The organism is Buttiauxella sp. AC142, from assembly GCF_979253435.1.
Window position 1 is genome coordinate 2159416 of the sequence record NZ_CEEDCH010000001.1, and the last position, 15021, is coordinate 2174436.

At 51.3% G+C, this 15021-nt stretch carries 18 protein-coding genes; 7 read left to right on the top strand and 11 right to left on the bottom strand.

All coding sequences use genetic code 11. From position 1 onward, the window contains the following. Positions 1–5: 5 nt before the first annotated feature. Positions 6–1127 (bottom strand): amidohydrolase, encoded by a 1122-nt coding sequence (locus tag AC0IWZ_RS09865; protein WP_471677436.1) that lies wholly within the window; start codon positions 1125–1127, stop codon positions 6–8. A 10-nt stretch (positions 1128–1137) separates the two neighbouring features. Next, complete coding sequence (locus AC0IWZ_RS09870; RefSeq protein WP_471677435.1) at positions 1138–2160, bottom strand: MsnO8 family LLM class oxidoreductase; 1023 nt, start codon at positions 2158–2160, stop codon at positions 1138–1140. 311 nt (positions 2161–2471) lie between these two features. Between AC0IWZ_RS09870 and AC0IWZ_RS09875 the strand changes: the two genes are divergently transcribed. The 3 genes from AC0IWZ_RS09875 to AC0IWZ_RS09885 are packed head-to-tail and all read left to right on the top strand — an operon-like array spanning position 2472 to position 4134. Continuing rightward, on the top strand, positions 2472–2795 hold the full coding sequence (locus tag AC0IWZ_RS09875; protein WP_259267087.1) for a helix-turn-helix domain-containing protein: 324 nt from the start codon (positions 2472–2474) through the stop codon (positions 2793–2795). Continuing rightward, positions 2780–3094, top strand: coding sequence for a HipA N-terminal domain-containing protein (locus tag AC0IWZ_RS09880; RefSeq protein WP_471677434.1), 315 nt, complete (start codon positions 2780–2782; stop codon positions 3092–3094). The genes AC0IWZ_RS09875 and AC0IWZ_RS09880 overlap by 16 nt, the downstream gene beginning before the upstream one ends. Before the next feature lie 2 nt (positions 3095–3096). Beyond that, on the top strand, positions 3097–4134 hold the full coding sequence (locus tag AC0IWZ_RS09885; RefSeq protein ID WP_410372833.1) for a type II toxin-antitoxin system HipA family toxin: 1038 nt from the start codon (positions 3097–3099) through the stop codon (positions 4132–4134). A gap of 114 nt (positions 4135–4248) precedes the next feature. Here the strand turns inward: AC0IWZ_RS09885 and tsr are convergent, their stop codons facing one another. The 3 genes from tsr to AC0IWZ_RS09900 all read right to left on the bottom strand — a co-directional run bounded on the left by tsr (position 4249) and on the right by AC0IWZ_RS09900 (position 7350). Further along, the gene (gene tsr, locus AC0IWZ_RS09890; protein WP_034495465.1) at positions 4249–5913 is read right to left on the bottom strand and encodes a methyl-accepting chemotaxis protein; all 1665 of its coding nucleotides are present in this window, start codon (positions 5911–5913) and stop codon (positions 4249–4251) included. An 86-nt stretch (positions 5914–5999) separates the two neighbouring features. Continuing rightward, entirely contained in the window at positions 6000–6578 is a 579-nt protein-coding gene (locus tag AC0IWZ_RS09895) for a PadR family transcriptional regulator (protein ID WP_081908397.1), read from the bottom strand. A 10-nt stretch (positions 6579–6588) separates the two neighbouring features. After that, complete coding sequence (locus AC0IWZ_RS09900) at positions 6589–7350, bottom strand: siderophore-interacting protein (protein ID WP_471677433.1); 762 nt, start codon at positions 7348–7350, stop codon at positions 6589–6591. Between the two features lie 265 nt (positions 7351–7615). Between AC0IWZ_RS09900 and AC0IWZ_RS09905 the strand changes: the two genes are divergently transcribed. Beyond that, on the top strand, positions 7616–7843 hold the full coding sequence (locus tag AC0IWZ_RS09905) for a YdcH family protein (protein WP_034495470.1): 228 nt from the start codon (positions 7616–7618) through the stop codon (positions 7841–7843). A gap of 68 nt (positions 7844–7911) precedes the next feature. Here AC0IWZ_RS09905 and yqfB read toward each other — a convergent pair whose 3' ends face one another. Next, positions 7912–8241 (bottom strand): N(4)-acetylcytidine aminohydrolase, encoded by a 330-nt coding sequence (gene yqfB, locus AC0IWZ_RS09910; protein WP_471677432.1) that lies wholly within the window; start codon positions 8239–8241, stop codon positions 7912–7914. 45 nt (positions 8242–8286) lie between these two features. Continuing rightward, positions 8287–8460 carry a GhoT/OrtT family toxin gene (locus tag AC0IWZ_RS09915; protein WP_072011164.1) on the bottom strand — a complete coding sequence of 58 codons (174 nt, stop codon included), beginning with the start codon at positions 8458–8460 and terminating at the stop codon, positions 8287–8289. A 232-nt stretch (positions 8461–8692) separates the two neighbouring features. Here AC0IWZ_RS09915 and AC0IWZ_RS09920 point away from each other — a divergent pair, with 232 nt between their 5' ends. From AC0IWZ_RS09920 to AC0IWZ_RS09930, 3 genes are all read left to right on the top strand, one after another. Continuing rightward, the gene (locus AC0IWZ_RS09920) at positions 8693–9022 is read left to right on the top strand and encodes a DUF3302 domain-containing protein (RefSeq protein ID WP_034495476.1); all 330 of its coding nucleotides are present in this window, start codon (positions 8693–8695) and stop codon (positions 9020–9022) included. A 4-nt stretch (positions 9023–9026) separates the two neighbouring features. After that, positions 9027–10163 (top strand): HlyD family secretion protein, encoded by a 1137-nt coding sequence (locus AC0IWZ_RS09925; RefSeq protein WP_034495479.1) that lies wholly within the window; start codon positions 9027–9029, stop codon positions 10161–10163. A gap of 136 nt (positions 10164–10299) precedes the next feature. Next, positions 10300–10764, top strand: a complete 465-nt coding sequence (locus AC0IWZ_RS09930) for a YybH family protein (protein WP_471677431.1) — start codon at positions 10300–10302, stop codon at positions 10762–10764. A gap of 47 nt (positions 10765–10811) precedes the next feature. On the opposite strand, the gene patD is transcribed toward AC0IWZ_RS09930, so the two are convergent. The 4 genes from patD to AC0IWZ_RS09950 are packed head-to-tail and all read right to left on the bottom strand — an operon-like array spanning position 10812 to position 15019. After that, positions 10812–12236, bottom strand: a complete 1425-nt coding sequence (gene patD, locus AC0IWZ_RS09935; protein ID WP_471677430.1) for an aminobutyraldehyde dehydrogenase — start codon at positions 12234–12236, stop codon at positions 10812–10814. Between the two features lie 15 nt (positions 12237–12251). Then, positions 12252–13058, bottom strand: a complete 807-nt coding sequence (locus AC0IWZ_RS09940; RefSeq protein WP_471677429.1) for an ABC transporter permease — start codon at positions 13056–13058, stop codon at positions 12252–12254. Next, complete coding sequence (locus AC0IWZ_RS09945) at positions 13048–13986, bottom strand: ABC transporter permease (RefSeq protein WP_370511299.1); 939 nt, start codon at positions 13984–13986, stop codon at positions 13048–13050. Before AC0IWZ_RS09945 ends, AC0IWZ_RS09940 begins: the two co-directional genes overlap by 11 nt. Before the next feature lie 7 nt (positions 13987–13993). Next, a complete protein-coding gene (locus AC0IWZ_RS09950; protein ID WP_471677428.1) occupies positions 13994–15019 on the bottom strand; it encodes an ABC transporter ATP-binding protein in 1026 nt (341 codons plus the stop codon). Between the last annotated feature and the right edge of the window lie 2 nt (positions 15020–15021).

Below are 15021 nucleotides of genomic sequence, written 5' to 3' on the forward strand. Positions count from 1 at the left end.
AATAGTTAATTGACCAGTAGCGCCTGTTCAGCAAGTGTGGCGAAATATCTTGCTGCATCTTCTATTAATGCTTCATCCGGATTAAATGCCGAATGGTGTAAACCGTATGCGCTGGCGCTGCCAATGCTGACAAATGCGCCGGGAATGTTTTGCAAATAAACCGCGAAGTCCTCGCCGCCCATATGCAGTTCAGAGGTTTGGGTCTGATATCCAAAATCTTGTGCGACCTGCATCGCAAAAGCCGCCCATTGTTCATCGTTGAGCAATGTTATTGGCCCGTTAAACCATTCCACTTCTATGTGTGCGCCAAATGCACTGGCTAAACCGGCTGCAATCTCACTGATTCGTTTCTCAACGTGACGTTGAACATCGGCGTTATGGGTACGCACGGTTCCTTCGAGTTCGACGTGTTCAGGCAACACATTCCAGGTATTCCCTCCCTGAATGCGTGTGACGCTGACGACCACTGACTCCAGCGTGTCGATATTGCGGCTGGCAATGGTTTGCAGGGCAATCACCAACTGGCTGGCGAGCACAATGGCATCATTCCCCTGATGTGGACGGGCCGCGTGCGCACCTTTGCCCTGCACCCGCAAAACAAAACGGTCAACGTTGGCGTAAAACGCGCCGCCTCGGGTGGCAAAGGTGCCTACCGGTAAACCCGGTTCATTGTGCATGCCGAAAATCGCGGTCACGTTTTCCAGCGCCCCGGCTTTAATCAACGCTTTCGCGCCGGTAAAGTTTTCTTCCGCGGGTTGGAATAACAGGCGCACGCGCCCGGCCAGTTGCGATTCACGCGCTTTAAGTAACAATGCGGCACCGAGGATCACGCTACTGTGAACGTCATGCCCGCAAGCGTGCATCACCCCTTCATTATGTGAACTGAACGCAACGCCGCTGGTTTCCTGAATCGGCAGCGCGTCAATATCCGCACGCAGCGCGATCACCTTCTCGCCCTGCCCGATTTCTGCCACCACGCCGGTCGCCAGTGAGTAAGGCAATAACCGTATGCCAGCAGATTCCAGCCAGTGGCGTATCCGCGCGGTTGTTGCCACCTCTTCCCCCGAAAGCTCCGGGTTCTGGTGGAGTTCACGCCGCCAGTCGATAAGCTGTTGTCCAAATGTCATCTGCGTCCCCTTACCAGGCATCATGCTGTGCAGCAAAATCGAGGTGCGATATGGCAGGTTGAACGCCAGCTAACAAACGCAGCGATTGAAGACGAGCAATTGGGTCGGCAATCGGAGTATCAATAATAAATTCGTCGATACCAAATTCTTTGCTTAATGCTGCAAGCCCGGCGTGAACCGTCTCCGCGGTGCCTTTTAGCAGTGAAGGTTCCCGGCGTTCGATTTTTTTGATGGCACTCCCGGCCTGGCGAGCAAAAGCGTGGGCCTGCACTTCACTGGCCACACTGACGCGCTGGCTGTTTTCCAGCTCAACACTCCAGATCTCAACAAGACTGGCCAGTTGATCCGCTTTTTCAGCGTCAGCAGCGACTATTACCTGCACCGCGACTATCGTGTCGAGCGAACTGCGGCTGCGCCATGAACTCAACACTTCGCGCATCAGGGCTTTGTCGCCATTCAGATGGGCGGCGTAGACAAAATTCCAGTTCAGGTTTGCGGCAAGCGTCGCACTTTCAAGACTGGCACCTAACAAGAATCGGTCGGCGCTACGAGCGGGAACCGGCGTGGCACGCAGGGTTTCTTCGTCATCTTGCGCGGCAGGCAAAGAAAGCCAGTTATCAAGCTGGGCGAGTTGATCGGCAAATGAGGCTTTATCCTGCACGCCGCGCTGCAACGCTTTGGTCGAAAGCGGTAAACCGCCAGGCGCTTTACCAACACCGAGATCAATGCGTCCCGGCGCCAGGTTCGCCAGTAAGTTGAAGTTTTCGGCCACTTTATACGGGCTGTAGTGTTGCAACATCACCCCGCCGGAACCGACACGAATACGATTTGTTTGCCCGATGATCCATGCAATAAGCAATTCCGGCGAAGGGCTTGCCAGCCGGGTGGTGTTATGGTGCTCGGCAATCCAGAAGCGGTGATAGCCCCAGGTTTCGGCCTGTTGTGCCAGATGCAACGTGTGCTTCAAAGCCTCAGCAGGCGTGTCATCCTGTGCGACCGGGATTTTATCCAACAAACTGATTCGATAAGACATGCAACAAACTCGTGTTGATTAACATGCCTTCATTAATAGGGATTCGCGTTACCTGAGTGAAACAATTAATTTACATTTGGTTATCCAAAATCTGGATAAGCCGTTTTATACCCCGCCTTCAAGCTCATATATGGTCTATATTTAAAATTAAAAATAGTGATAAGACTTTTTATGACCTGCTAATGTCTGAAAAGACCTTAATTGACCCAATTTGATTTAATTGAGAACAAAAAGACCATTTATGATACATTTCTGTTTTCATGGGTCATAAATAACCATTTATAAAATAAAAAATACGATTGGGGTCAGATATGAACTACGACACCACCACGCTTGCAGACAAACTGCATGCTATGGGCGAATTATTGAATGACGTTAAAAAAGCGGTGATCCTGCGGGCACAAGAATCAGACCTGGCGGTAAGCGAACACGTCATTAGCGAATCAGCCCAACTCGGGGTGCAACTCAACCAGCGCCGCAAAGAACTCGACATCGACCTGGCAACACTTGAGCTGCAAACCGGCGTATCGGCATCCACGCTCAAACGCCTGTTTAAAGATCCGGAACAGGTCAAATTTGGCACGGTATTACGCGTGGCCGATGCGCTGGGTGTGAAATTATGCGCCGCCGTGTAGAGGTCTGGTTATACGGTGAGCCGGTGGGAGAGCTGCGCCAGGATGACGGCGGTTTTGAGTTTAACTATCGCGCAGATTATATCGGCCCGCCGCTGTCGCTCAGTTTACCGGTGCGTGTGGGTCATTTTCAAAGCCCGACACTGCCACCCTTTTTTGCCTCGCTGGCACCGGAAGGCTGGCTGAAAATGCGCTACAGCCAATTACAGCAGCACGACGAGCATGACCTTCTCGGGATGCTTATCGATAACGGTAAAAACCTGATTGGTGCGGTGCAACTGGTCAGCATGCAGGAGGATTAACGATGCGTTGCCATATTCTTTTGACGCCGCTGGTGCAGGCTAAAGAGCAGGAGTCCGGCTATTCAACCAAAGGGCTGAAGCACCTGACTGGCTCTGGCAAAGTGAACCCGCAGCTAAGTTTTACGCGCAATGAATTTATTCATGAATTGCCCAAAGCCCAGCGCGGAATGAGCATCTCCGGCTATCAGCCTAAACTGCAAATGGTGGTGCGCGACGGTGAATTTGCCGTGGTCGAACACCAGGGCGAATACATTCTTAAACCGTCTCCGGCAGAATTCCCCTATCTGGCGGAAAACGAACACGCCACCATGACGCTTATGTCGCGGCTGGGATTTGACGTGCCGCCTCATGGGCTGGTGAGTTTTGCGCGTGAAGACAACCAAACCACGCCAGAACTGGCCTTTGTGATCCGCCGCTTTGACAGAGACATTCAAACTGGGGCCGCGATCCACCAGGAGCAACTGGATGCGGCGATGAATGTCGGCGAAAAGTACGGTAAAACCGGCAGTGACGGCAAACAGAACGTCAGCTATCAGCAATTAGCCGAGTTTCTGACCCAACATGTGAACAGCAACCTCGCCTTTAAAATCGACCTGTTCCGGCGCATTGCTTACGCGTATCTGCTGGGCAATAACGATATGCATCTGCGCAATTTCGGGCTGATACACCCGCGCATCGGCGAGCCGACGCTATCGCCGGTTTATGATTTTGTCTCGGTTGCGCCCTATCCGGCCATTTTTAGCTCAGGGTTTATGGCGCTGCCGTTACTGAGTTGCGAGGAAGGCGACCGCGAGTTAGCACCAGGTTTTAAAACTGCATATGGTGAATATCTTGGTATGGATTTCCGGGAACTCGGCCTTGCGATAGGATTGACCGACAAACTTATCGTGAAGTTATTGAGTGATTTGCAAAAAGAGAGCCGCATTGTGGAAGCGGTATATCGTGATTCGTTTATGCCACCCGAAGCGATTGACGCCACGCTGCGTTGTTACCATCAGCGGCTGGACAGGTTGATGCGCCTGGATGAAGCACCGTTGTGAAACTGAAGGGTGAAAAAGAGTCGGGTGACGCTACGCTTACCCGACCGACGATTTCAAATTTGTAAGGTGGATAAGCGAATGCGTCATCCACCAATGACATTTACATCACGAAAATCAGAAGGTTTCCCAGTTCTCGTTTGAATCGCTGACAGCGGCTTTACGATTCATCACCGGAGCGACAGTCAGTTTTGGCTCAACCTGACGGGACTCCTTTTTGGCTTCCTGACCAATACGGAACACGGCAACAGCCTGAGTCAAACGGCTCGCCTGATCTTCCAGTGCAGAAGCAGCGGCAGCAGATTCCTCAACAAGGGCGGCGTTTTGCTGGGTTACGCGGTCCATCTCAGACACCGCCAGACCGACCTGGTCGATACCCCGGCTTTGCTCATCCGATGCCGATGCGATTTCGCCCATGATATCCGTCACCCGCGTGACCGCATTGACGATTTCACCCATGGTTTCGCCCGCGCTTTCAACCAGCGTTGAACCGGTATCCACTTTATTGACGGAATCTTCAATCAGGCCTTTGATCTCTTTCGCCGCTTGCGCGCTGCGTTGCGCCAGGTTGCGCACTTCACCCGCCACCACCGCAAAACCTCGGCCTTGTTCACCGGCACGCGCTGCTTCAACAGCGGCGTTCAGCGCCAGGATATTGGTCTGGAAAGCGATACCATCAATCACACTGGTAATGTCGGCAATTTTCTTCGAGCTGCCAGCGATGTCATTCATGGTACGCACCACGTTATCCACCACTTTTCCGCCCTTCTGCGCGGTTTCTGACGCGCTCAACGCCAACTGGCTTGCCTGGCGGGCGTTTTCGGCGTTCTGCTTAACGGTCGCGGTCAGCTGTTCCATGCTGGCAGCCGTCTCTTCAAGCGAAGCGGCTTGTTGCTCGGTACGGGAAGACAGGTCGTTATTACCGATAGAGATTTCGCTGGCACCGCTATAAATCGCATGTGCGCCGTTACGAACTTCGCTAACGGTGCTCACAAGCTCTGACTGCATGTGTCGCAGACTTGCCGCCAACTGGCCCATTTCATTGGTGCCATGCACATCAATGGTGTGCACCAAATCGCCATCCGCAATGTGGCGGATGTTATCAATCAAGCGATGAAGCGGTTCGATAAGCGTTTTCTTGATACCCAACCACACGGTGACAATGGCCGCGACAACCAGCGCCAGAATGACAACCAGGATCCAGATGGCCTGTGAATAAGACTGGTTATTGTCGTCAACCGCTTCCTGATACAAATGGTCGTTTTGTTGCAGATAGTTTACGTACTCTTTCTCAAACCCGTCCTGATACTTCTGCGTCGGCTGGTCGAAGAATTCATTAATTTTACCCGCGCCCAGCAACTGAATCAGCTCGGCCAGCGCACCATGATAAATCGCATAGTTACGCTTGATTTCATTGATGGACTCTTCGCTCTGCCGCGGATCGCGTGGCAGCACTTCATACGCGGCCCACTCTTTTTCGGCCTGCTTGAGCGACTGGCTGGCAATCAGCATCAGCTCATTGACCGTCGCACCACTGCCGATATTGTTGGTGTCCATCATATGACGGATGCCGGCACGGTTAAGCGTGTTGCGGGTTTGCAATAACGCCACCCAGCTACCGTTGAGCGTCGACTGTTGCTGGCGAATCGTTTGCAGCACAGTGAAGTTTTCTTTGTCGTTTTTCAGCGCGTTGAAGAACAACCCGCCGGACGTCATTTGTAAAATTCCAAATAAACCCAGCACAAATAGTAGGCTGGTAACAACTTTTATACGATTTAACATGCTTTTTTATTCTCATGGCAACAGAAGCATATAGTTTCGGCAGATTTGGGCGAATCTTTATGCTTCATTGTCGAGAATGGACGAAATTAACTCCGCTCGATATCTTTCGCGGCCTGATCCAGGGTATCTATGATTTTATACAGCGTCTCTTTGGGTAAATCGCTCTGGCCAAGTTTGGTATTGAGCGCCATTTTGAAGTTATGAATCGCGCGCTGAATCTCAGGTAAACGGCGGTTGTCACCCAGCACGCCTAACGATTCGAGCTTCGCAATGATATGCCCAAGATGTTCCTGTTGTTGCGCGAGTTCAGCCTGGCCCTCTTCGGTTAACATCCAGGCTTTTTTACTGCTATCGCCCTGCACCGCAGCGATAAATCCCATCTCTTCAAGTAACGAAAGGTTCGGGTAGATAATCCCAGGGCTTGGTACGTATTCACCTTTGGCCGTCGCTTCGATGGACTTAATCAGCTCGTAACCGTGGGCTGAGTTACCTGAAAGGAAATGCAGGATCAGCAAACGAATGTCGCTGGCATCAAACAGACGTTCGCGGCGCATGCGTGCTTTGCCTTCCATGCCGCCGTGTTCGTGGTGACCGCCGTGCAGGCCGTGTCTTTCGTGGCGTTCATGTCTGGCACAAAAGCCGTGGTGAAGATGATGGATTCTCATATTGGTATCCTTATTTGTTATGCCAGTAAGCCACAGCGCGGACGTAATCCCCGTCCAGCCCTCGGTTTTCCAGCAGTTCATCGCTCAGTTGTTTCACATCGCGCCCTTCACCGGTTATCCAGATGAAATAGTCGCTGGATGGGAATTCAAGTTCGCTGATGCGTCTGGCGATAGATTCGGTACCAAGCCACTCGATATGTGCGTGTTCAAACTCACTGAGATAATCGTGAGTATCCGGGTGGTGGCTGTTAACCAGCACCCGCGGGGAAATGTGCTGCGCCAGCGAAGCCAATCGACGGCGCACCGCAGGCAAGCCACTTTCATCACAAACATAAAGCTGGAAAGCGTAATCAACGGGAATAACCAGCGAACCTCTTGGCCCGCCAATCAGCAGCGTATCACCTGCTTGTGCGGTTTCCGCCCACAGGCTGGCAACGCCACCATCGTGAATATAGAAATCCAGCGTCAGTTCATTACGCGTCGCATCAAAATGCAGCGGCGTGTAGTCCCGGGAAATGGGGCGAGCGCCTTCCCCCCAGACAATCCCGTCGTCAGTCACGGATGGACGTGCGAAGTCACCGTTTTCAGGTGGGAAGAAGACTTTTACGTGGTCATCAAAACCCTGTGAGGAAAAGCCAGCCAGCTCGGGGCTTGTAAACACAATGCGGTGAAAACAGCCGGCAATAGTTTCTTTATTTTTAACGGTTAGCTCGCGGAATTTGAGTTCGTTTTTTACGCGCTGCGGGAGATTGGGTTTGGTTTGTAAGGTCATTGGATTCTCATTTTTCGGTGTTTAAGATATATCATAGATATGTTTTAGCACACGATAATGAGATTGTCGTTGTCAATTTTTGCTTTTATGCAAGGTATAAAGTGGCGAAAATATAATCAGAATAGTGAACTCACAAGATGGGTCGCAAATTGACAAACCCTTACGAAGCGGTGCTTTCAATTTGCCTTAAGGAGTGCCTACACTGGCTATGGCAGCAAGTGCCAACCGACATTCCATTCACCCACCCAAGTCCAGGAGGTATGTCATGTTTCCTGAGTACCGTGAATTGATCAACGAACTAAAATCCGCTAACCCGCGTTTCCTCAGCTTGTTTGACAAGCACAATCAACTCGACGACGAGATTTTACGCAAGGGAGGACCGCAAGGAACGGGATGCAACGAAAAGGTTGTGCAGATGAAAAAAGAAAAGTTGCGGCTAAAAGATGAGTTGTATCAGATGTTGAAGAAGGCCAGTCAGCCAACCTCTTCATAGGTCGGATAAGCAAAGCGTCATCCGACACTATTCACACTAAAGGTGGATGACGCTAGCGCTTATAAACCCTACAAAATCCGTTTATCGCTCTTTGTCAGCAATCTAAAAACAATCGCGTAAAGCTCCGTCAAACCGGGGTAAATTTCACCAATCACTTCTTTGAGTTCCGGCAGCGTCATATTTTCCTGACGCGCGTGCTCGTCGGTCAGCTTTTCAAGCGCTACAGGGGTCACGCTCACCACTTCAATGGTACAAAAGTAAACGTCATCTTCATAACGCCCGACGCACAACTGTTGACCTGGAATGAAGTGCGACTCCGAAACATCGCGCAGCGTAATGGTTTTGCGCCCGGCAACGATATCACTCTCAAAGCGTTGGAAAAATGTTATGTCGTTCATGGAATACCTGTTCGGCTAAACCCTAAGCCATGTATATGACGGGTTTTAGAAAAGAGAAAACATCAACGCGACTGGAAAACTCATCGGCCACGTTGCGCCCACCAGCACAGAGCTTAACAGTTTAATGCGTTTGGTATCGCGAGCCAAAAACCATGTGATAAAAGCGGTGATTAACGACATTACAGCGTAAAAAACCAACATATGTTGATAAGTAGTCATGAATAATTAAGGGCTTTGAAAAATTATGTTGCGAAATATGCCGTTTTTTATGACTCAGATCAAGTTTTAGCGACCCTGCTGGGCTTCAAAGCAATCAAGGAAAAGCACGTGTCATCCCTCTTAATGGGGAGAACTTAATGATAACGAGTAAGATTTTTTATAATTCCCTACCGCCTGGTTTTATAGCGTCTATCTTTAATGAAGAACCGTCGTTCTATGAATCGAGGCCGCTATGTTTCTTAACTATTTTGCGCTCGGAGTGCTTATTTTCGTTTTCCTGATTATTTTTTACGGGATCATTATTCTTCACGATATTCCATATCTTATTGCGAAAGCTCGTAATCATCCCCATGCCGATGCTATTCATGTGGCTGGCTGGGTGAGTTTGTTTACGCTGCATGTTATCTGGCCGTTTTTGTGGATTTGGGCCACTCTTTACCGACCTGAAAGAGGTTGGGGTATGCAACAAAACCCCGACGCTACACTGGCTTCGTTGCAGCAAAGGGTTTCTGAGCTGGAGCAAAAGTTAGGCGACAATAAAATAATACCGCCATCGGAGTAACATCATGGATTTGCTCATTATCCTGACATATGTTGCTATTGCCTGGTCAATTTTCAAAATATTTAAAATACCGGTAAATAAATGGACAGTGCCAACGGCTGCCCTCGGCGGCGTATTTTTAATTGGCGCGCTTATTTTGTTAATGAACTACAACCATCCTTATACTTATTTAGCGCAAAAAGCGGTCATTTCTATTCCACTTACTCCGCAAGTCACCGGTGTGGTGAGTGAAGTGACTGATAAACAAAATATGATGATTAAAAAAGGAGAAGTGCTGTTTAAATTAGATCCCACCCGCTACCAAACGCGAGTGGATAGACTCCAGGCTGATTTAACCACGGCAATTCACAGCACCCAGTCGCTTAAAGGTGAACTCGATGAAGCCATTGCGAATACCACGCGAGTCAGCGCAGAGCGCGATAGATTATATAAAGATTACCAACGTTACTTGCGCGGCAGTCAGGCGCGAGTAAACCCGTTCTCTGAAAGCGATATTGATAATGCCCGGCAGAATTACCTGGCTCAGGATGCGCTGGTGAAAGGTTCGCTTGCTGAACAATCGCAAATTAAAAGCCAGTTAGACAGCATGGTGAATGGCGAACAATCGCAGATTGTCAGCCTGCGCGCCCAGCTTGCTGAAGCCAAATATAATCTCAGCCAGACAGTGATTCGCGCCCCTAGCGACGGGTACGTAACACAAGTGCTAATTCGCCCCGGCACTTATGCAGCCGCCCTGCCATTACGCCCGGTGATGGTGTTTATACCGCAACAAAAACGACAAATAATTGCGCAGTTCAGGCAAAACTCCCTGTTACGCCTGGAGGCGGGTGATGAAGCTGAAGTGGTGTTTAACGCTCTTCCCGGCCAGGTTTTTCGTGGAAAACTCACTTCAATTCTCCCGGTGGTGCCTGGCGGCAGTTACCAGGCACAAGGAACATTGCAGTCATTAACGCTCACACCCGGCAGTGACGGAGTTCTCGCAGTTATTGAGCTTGAGCCAAACCAGCAAGTCGATGCTCTACCGGATGGGATTTTTGCGCAGGTCGCCGTTTACTCTGACCACTTCACTCACGTTTCGGTGATGCGTAAAGTCCTGCTGCGGATGACCAGCTGGATGCACTATCTGTATCTTGATCATTAATATTAAGAACTTATAAGCAAACGCTTTAAACAAATTCTGATTTTGTTTTGCTCATTAAGATCTGTGAATAACTGGCATTTATTTGAGTTGTTTTTAGATTACGATGAGTGGCAATAAATCATACAGGGATTTGTAAATGGAACATCTACATAAGCAGATTATCAGCACGATATTAGAAATTGAACGCGCAGCGAGTGAGCGTTTCAATAAAGGGGATGTTTCCGGATATCTGGATATTTACCATGATGACGTCACGTATGTTGACCCGATGACACCCGGCGTGCTCACTGATAAAAATGCAGTGAGGGCGTATTTCGATAAATCTTATTTAGGCGTTCAGATAGAAAAGGCGGAATGGTCAAATATTAATGTCGTCATCAACGAATCGGCAAATACCGCTATTCTGACTTACAACCAGCAAAATCACATTCGCAGTAAAAATGATGACGAATTACATCAAATTCCGCTGTGGAACTGCACCGAGGTGTATCGGCTGACGGATGGTCAATGGAAAATCGCCCATGCCAACTGGTCGTTTGCGCAACACTCTGTCCTTCTCAATAGCCTGAAAACGTTATTTACGCAGTTAGGTTACGTGTGAATTTATAAAAGTGGATAGCGATAATCGCTATCCACTTTCACGAAAAGCTAGTGCTTAATCATCACATGCCGAATCACGGTGTAATCTTCCAGCCCGAATAGCGACATATCCTTACCGTAACCCGAAAGCTTTTGCCCGCCGTGTGGCATTTCGCTCACCAGCATGAAATGGGTATTCACCCAGGTGCAACCGTACTGCAACCGCGCACTCAGGCGATGCGCGCGACCCACGTCTTTCGTCCAGACTGATGAAGCCAGCCCATAACTGGAGTCGTTGGCCCAGCCCAGAACTTGCTCTTCATCGTCAAACGTTGTGACGCTGACAACCGGGCCGAACACCTCTTTTTGCACGATGTCGTCTTCCTGTTTCGCACCGGCAAGCAGCGTCGGCTGGAAGTAATATCCCGGCCCGTCTACTTTTGCCCCGCCCGTCACCACTTTCACGTGCGCCAGGGCTTTGGCGGCATTCACTGCTTTGCTGACGCGCTCAAGATGGGCGGCGGAACTCAGTGGGCCAAGTTCGGTGGACTCATCATCCGGCGCGCCAAATTTCAGCGTGCTGACCGCCTCACCCAGTTTCTCGACCAGTTTGTCGTAAATTCCTTTCTGAGCGTAGATACGACACGCGGCAGTGCAATCTTGCCCGGCGTTGTAATAACCAAAAGTACGAACCCCTTCGACGACAGCATCTAAGTCGGCATCATCAAACACAATAACCGGCGCTTTGCCACCCAGCTCCATATGGGTGCGCTTAATCGAAGGCGCGGTGTGACTGATGATATGTTCGCCCGTGGCAATCGATCCTGTGAGCGACACCATGCGCACTTTTGGATGTCCGGTCAGCGCATCACCCACGGTTTGCCCACGTCCAAACAGCACGTTCAACACGCCCTCCGGGAAGATATCTTTCGCCAGTTCAGCGAGTTTCAGCGCGGTGAGCGGAGTGATTTCTGACGGTTTGATCACCACACAGTTGCCTGCGGCGAGTGCCGGGCCAAGTTTCCACGCTGCCATCATGAGCGGGTAGTTCCACGGTGCGATAGACGCCACCACTCCCACCGGATCACGGCGGACCATCGAGGTGTGGCCGCTAAGATATTCCCCAGCGGCCAGGCCATTCAGGCAACGGCTGGCTCCCGCGAAGAAACGGAAGACATCCACGACCGCCGGAATTTCATCATTTAACACGCAGTGGTAAGGCTTGCCGCAGTTTTGCGATTCCAGACGGGCAAACGCTTCGCCGTTTTGCTCGATAACATCCGCCAGCTTGAGCAGATGTTCGGCGCGCTCTTTCGGTGTGCTTTGCCCCCAGGATGCAAATGCAAACTCTGCGGCATTCACCGCATCGTTTACCTGCTCCGTTGTGGCTTCCGCAATCTCAAGCAGCACTTCCCCCGTTGCCGGATTGTAGACCGGCAATTTGTCACCCAGGCCGTTCACTAACTGGCCGCTAATTAAGAGTTGGCTTTGCATAGTGATACCCTTTCGTTATTTACCGCTGCCCGCGACTTCATCTCCGCCACGGCTCAGCCAGTACGCCCCTAAAATCGGAATGGTGGTCATCAGCATCACCATTAACGCCACGACATATGTTACCGGTACTTCACGCGGGCGGCCCAGTTGGTTGAGCAGCCACAGCGGCAATGTGCGTTCATGCCCGGCGGTAAAGGTGGTGACAATAATTTCATCAAACGACAGCGCAAACGCCAGCATGCCCCCGGCGAGTAACGCCGAACCTAAATTGGGCAAAATGACGTAGCGGAAGGTCTGCCAGCCATCGGCCCCTAAATCCATCGACGCTTCAATCAGGCTATACGAGGTGCGGCGAAAACGGGCGATGACGTTGTTAAAGACAATTACCACGCAGAACGTCGCGTGCCCGACCACTATCGTGAAAAACCCCGGCTCAAAATTCATCATCTTAAAGGCCGTTAACAGCGCCAGCCCGGTGATAATCCCCGGCAAAGCAATGGGTAACAGCAGCAATAAAGAGATGGCGTTTTTGCCGAAGAATTCCCGCCGCCACAGCGCCGCAGCCGCCAGCGTGCCAAGAATCAAAGCAAGTCCTGTTGCCAGTGCGGCAATTTTAAGTGACAACGTCACCGCATCAAGAATATCGCCACGCGATGCCGCCACACTGAACCAGTGCAGCGTCAGCCCTTTGGGCGGGAAACTGAATGCCGCCTCTTCGGTGTTAAACGCATACAGCGCGATAATCACCAGCGGGAAATGCAGGAAAATCACCCCGCCCCAGGCGGCGATTTTTAACAGTAACGGAGCGCGTTCAGAGTGCATCGAAAGCTCCCAGTCGTTTCACCAGTGAGAGATAAATCGCAATCAGCACGATGGGCACCAGCGTAAAAGCCGCCGCCATCGGCATATTGCCAATCGCACCTTGTTGAGAGTAGACCATGTTGCCGATGAAATACCCTGGCGGGCCAACCAGTTGCGGCACGATAAAATCACCCAGCGTCAGTGAGAACGTAAACACTGAGCCGGCTGCCACGCCGGGGATCGCCAGCGGCAAAATTACATGGCGGAAGGTTTGCGTTGGGCGAGCACCCAAATCAGCAGATGCCTGTAACAATGACGGAGGCAAACGCTCAAGAGCGGCCTGAATCGGCAAGATCATGAACGGCAGCCAGATGTAGAGAAACACCAGAAAACGCCCAAAACCGGAGGTTGACAGCGTGTTACCGCCTACTGCCGGAATCGTCAGCATCAGGTTTAATAGCGGTTCCAACCCCATATGATTAAGGAACCACTGCGCCACGCCATCACGAGACAGCAACAGCGTCCAGGCGTAAGCCTTAACGATGTAGCTCGCCCACATCGGCAGCATCACGGCGATGTAGAAAAATGCTTTGAGTTTGCCCGAGGTATAACGCGCCATAAAATAGGCCATCGGGAACGCTAATACGGCGCTGGCGAGCGTGACGGCCACCGCCATGGTCAGCGTGCGCAAAATAATGTCGTAGTTCGCCGGGTTAAACAGCGCGGCGATGTTGGCAAAAGTCAGGTCCGGCGTGACCGACATGGTGAAATCATCGAAGGTGTAAAACCCCTGCCACAGCAGCGTTAACAGCGAACCAAGATAAATAACGCCGAACCATAGCAATGGCGGCAGCAATAACAACGCCAGCCAGAACCCAGGACGTTGCCACAAAAACGTGGCGACACGCCGCATCAGGCGGTTGTCAGGATGGGACGCGGGAAGACTCATATCCATTTCATCCTTCCCCCTGCAACGGAACCATCGCTGCACGGGGCCAGACTGCAGTAACTTGCTGCCCGATTTGATAGCGTTCTTCGCTGATAATGCGTTGCGAATTCGCCTCGCTGACCAGCAGTTTTTCTCCGTCTGCCAGGCGCAGTTCAAGCCGTGTTGCTGCACCCTGATAGTGAATTTCCTGGATCATACCGCTCACCCGGATTTCACCGTTGCTAACCGGTTCATCATGAAGAACGATATGTTCAGGGCGCAGGGAAAACAGCCCTTCCTCGCCGCACACTTTGCCGGAAAGCGCCGGTTGCAACACGTTTGAAGTGCCGACAAAACTCGCCACAAAGGCGGTGCGTGGCTGCATATAGAGCTGGCGCGGAGTATCGACCTGTTCGATGCGACCGTTATTGAATACCGCAACGCGGTCAGACATCGACAGTGCTTCGCTCTGGTCGTGGGTGACGAAAATAAACGTGATGCCCAATTCGCGCTGGAGCTTTTTCAGTTCGCCCTGCATTTGCTCACGCAGTTTGAGATCGAGTGCGCCCAACGGTTCATCCAGCAGCAAAACGCGTGGACGATTGACTAAAGCGCGAGCCAGCGCCACACGCTGACGCTGGCCACCAGAAAGCTGCGAGGGTTTACGGGCGTGAACAAATCCCAGCGCCACGCGCTCTAGTGCTTCCTGTGCTTTGGCAAGGCGGGTCTTTTTATCGACACCCTTTACCATCAAGCCGTAAGCAACGTTTTCCAGCACCGTCATGTGTGGGAATAATGCGTAATCCTGAAAGACCGTATTCACATCGCGCTGATAAGGCGGCACGTCTTGTGCCGGTTTGCCAAAAATGGCGATTTCCCCGGATGTCACCTGCTCAAAGCCCGCAATCAGCCGCAAGCAGGTGGTTTTGCCCGAGCCAGATGGCCCGAGCATCGAGAAAAACTCCCCGTCTTCGATATCAATCGAGACGTTATCGACGGCTCGTACATCACCATAAAGGCGCGAGACGTTTTTGAACTGCACAGCGTACGGCATAA

Coding starts and splice junctions, on each gene's coding strand:
- AC0IWZ_RS09865 (WP_471677436.1), bottom strand. CDS start 1,127: ATGACATTTGGACAACAGCTTATCGACTGGCGGCGTGAACTCCACCAG.
- AC0IWZ_RS09870 (WP_471677435.1), bottom strand. CDS start 2,160: ATGTCTTATCGAATCAGTTTGTTGGATAAAATCCCGGTCGCACAGGAT.
- AC0IWZ_RS09875 (WP_259267087.1), top strand. CDS start 2,472: ATGAACTACGACACCACCACGCTTGCAGACAAACTGCATGCTATGGGC.
- AC0IWZ_RS09880 (WP_471677434.1), top strand. CDS start 2,780: ATGCGCCGCCGTGTAGAGGTCTGGTTATACGGTGAGCCGGTGGGAGAG.
- AC0IWZ_RS09885 (WP_410372833.1), top strand. CDS start 3,097: ATGCGTTGCCATATTCTTTTGACGCCGCTGGTGCAGGCTAAAGAGCAG.
- tsr (WP_034495465.1), bottom strand. CDS start 5,913: ATGTTAAATCGTATAAAAGTTGTTACCAGCCTACTATTTGTGCTGGGT.
- AC0IWZ_RS09895 (WP_081908397.1), bottom strand. CDS start 6,578: ATGAGAATCCATCATCTTCACCACGGCTTTTGTGCCAGACATGAACGC.
- AC0IWZ_RS09900 (WP_471677433.1), bottom strand. CDS start 7,350: ATGACCTTACAAACCAAACCCAATCTCCCGCAGCGCGTAAAAAACGAA.
- AC0IWZ_RS09905 (WP_034495470.1), top strand. CDS start 7,616: ATGTTTCCTGAGTACCGTGAATTGATCAACGAACTAAAATCCGCTAAC.
- yqfB (WP_471677432.1), bottom strand. CDS start 8,241: ATGAACGACATAACATTTTTCCAACGCTTTGAGAGTGATATCGTTGCC.
- AC0IWZ_RS09915 (WP_072011164.1), bottom strand. CDS start 8,460: ATGACTACTTATCAACATATGTTGGTTTTTTACGCTGTAATGTCGTTA.
- AC0IWZ_RS09920 (WP_034495476.1), top strand. CDS start 8,693: ATGTTTCTTAACTATTTTGCGCTCGGAGTGCTTATTTTCGTTTTCCTG.
- AC0IWZ_RS09925 (WP_034495479.1), top strand. CDS start 9,027: ATGGATTTGCTCATTATCCTGACATATGTTGCTATTGCCTGGTCAATT.
- AC0IWZ_RS09930 (WP_471677431.1), top strand. CDS start 10,300: ATGGAACATCTACATAAGCAGATTATCAGCACGATATTAGAAATTGAA.
- patD (WP_471677430.1), bottom strand. CDS start 12,236: ATGCAAAGCCAACTCTTAATTAGCGGCCAGTTAGTGAACGGCCTGGGT.
- AC0IWZ_RS09940 (WP_471677429.1), bottom strand. CDS start 13,058: ATGCACTCTGAACGCGCTCCGTTACTGTTAAAAATCGCCGCCTGGGGC.
- AC0IWZ_RS09945 (WP_370511299.1), bottom strand. CDS start 13,986: ATGAGTCTTCCCGCGTCCCATCCTGACAACCGCCTGATGCGGCGTGTC.
- AC0IWZ_RS09950 (WP_471677428.1), bottom strand. CDS start 15,019: ATGCCGTACGCTGTGCAGTTCAAAAACGTCTCGCGCCTTTATGGTGAT.